Source organism: Snodgrassella alvi, from assembly GCF_002777745.1.
GTDB classification, from domain to species: Bacteria; Pseudomonadota; Gammaproteobacteria; order Burkholderiales; family Neisseriaceae; genus Snodgrassella; species Snodgrassella alvi_D.
Genome location: NZ_MEIO01000007.1, coordinates 1 through 1,999 on the forward strand (window position 1 = coordinate 1; position 1,999 = coordinate 1,999).

Genomic DNA, 1,999 nt, shown 5'->3' on the forward strand with positions numbered 1-1,999 from the left:
GAAACTCTGGCAGCAAACCCAAAAAAATATAGCCGGCATACTGGATAGCTGGGTGGTTACGGATAAAGGCGCATTAATTAAGAAGCAGGCAGGGAAGGTGTAAAAATTCCTGCTGATTATGTCTGTTGGGAAGCAGGTGTCTAAACTACCGCTTTTAATAAAAACTGGCAGTCATCACTGGCAGAAAATCTTGCCATTTATTTTTATCAAACTATGCTTTTTCGCCATTAAATTCTACTTACCCCCACTACTGTGCATTAATCGTAAAAAATGATTGTTGCTTTCAGCTTACCATTTCATTACATAGATTAATTTTTGTATAACTGCTTATTTATTTTAGATTAAAACTGTGCTAATTTCTATACTCGTTGCTACAGAGGATACATCAGTATGAAGAGCATATTTAAACCGTATTTCAAGCTTATCTGTTTAAGCTGCCTGCTACTGCTGGCCGGTTGTGATGATAAGCAGGCTGGTGATAAAGCGGTGCAGCAGCAACCGGCACCTGTAGTGCCCCATCAGGACAGATTTGGCCGCTATGACTCTATTGGTAATCTGGGCGGTAAGCCGGTAAGTATCCCCGGCGGGGTGGTATTTACCTGGGTACGCTATATCGGCGACCCGGGCGATTTTGACTCCAGCAAACAAGCGCAAAAGTATCAGCGCCCGCCGATTACTTACCAATTGCCTATTGAAGGTTTTGATTTTCAGTACCGGCTGACAGATGGCGCGGTAATGAGCTATAGAGAGCAAACAGAAGAGGATTATCTGCGTGATAACAGAACTTTGATTCCAGAGGGGAAGCCGTTTCCATGGGGCTACACCATTGTTTACAATATTGTTGATCCACACCAGCCACTTAATTTTAATAAAGCACTGGCTGACGAATTACAAGCCACCAAGAAAGTCTGGCACTTTGACTATTTTGAACAACCACAAAAAATATATGGCTTAACTTATTTCAAAGCCAATAATGGGATTGATCCCAGCACCAATCAGCCGTGGCAGGATAATATTGCCGGGCCGGATATTTTGATGTCCAAAAATGCGCAAGGTGAGATTAAAACCTATATTCAATGTGATTTTGTTGGCGAAGTTCAGCAATGCAAGCATCGATTTTATCTTGATAATTTACCCTTATTGATACGCATAACTTATAACCGCCAGTATTTGAAACTCTGGCAGCAAACCCAAAAAAATATAGCCGGCATACTGGATAGCTGGGTGGTTACGGATAAAGGCGCATTAATTAAGAAGCAGGCAGGGAAGGTGTAAAAATTCCTGCTGATTATGTCTGTTGGGAAGCAGGTGTCTAAACTACCGCTTTTAATAAAAACTGGCAGTCATCACTGGCAGAAAATCTTGCCATTTATTTTTATCAAACTATGCTTTTTCGCCATTAAATTCTACTTACCCCCACTACTGTGCATTAATCGTAAAAAATGATTGTTGCTTTCAGCTTACCATTTCATTACATAGATTAATTTTTGTATAACTGCTTATTTATTTTAGATTAAAACTGTGCTAATTTCTATACTCGTTGCTACAGAGGATACATCAGTATGAAGAGCATATTTAAACCGTATTTCAAGCTTATCTGTTTAAGCTGCCTGCTACTGCTGGCCGGTTGTGATGATAAGCAGGCTGGTGATAAAGCGGTGCAGCAGCAACCGGCACCTGTAGTGCCCCATCAGGACAGATTTGGCCGCTATGACTCTATTGGTAATCTGGGCGGTAAGCCGGTAAGTATCCCCGGCGGGGTGGTATTTACCTGGGTACGCTATATCGGCGACCCGGGCGATTTTGACTCCAGCAAACAAGCGCAAAAGTATCAGCGCCCGCCGATTACTTACCAATTGCCTATTGAAGGTTTTGATTTTCAGTACCGGCTGACAGATGGCGCGGTAATGAGCTATAGAGAGCAAACAGAAGAGGATTATCTGCGTGATAACAGAACTTTGATTCCAGAGGGGAAGCCGTTTCCATGGGGCTACACCAT

At 42.4% G+C, this 1,999-nt stretch carries 2 protein-coding genes; both read left to right on the forward strand.

Annotated elements, in window-relative coordinates:
* The first annotated feature begins 390 nt into the window (after window positions 1-390).
* Window positions 391-1,275, forward strand: a complete 885-nt coding sequence (locus BHC51_RS00915; RefSeq protein ID WP_100153112.1) for a hypothetical protein — start codon at window positions 391-393, stop codon at window positions 1,273-1,275.
* A 287-nt stretch (window positions 1,276-1,562) separates the two neighbouring features.
* Window positions 1,563-1,999: hypothetical protein (locus BHC51_RS00920; protein WP_218966357.1), on the forward strand; the 437-nt coding region annotated here is incomplete at its 3' end.

Coding starts and splice junctions, on each gene's coding strand:
- BHC51_RS00915 (WP_100153112.1), top strand. CDS start 391: ATGAAGAGCATATTTAAACCGTATTTCAAGCTTATCTGTTTAAGCTGC.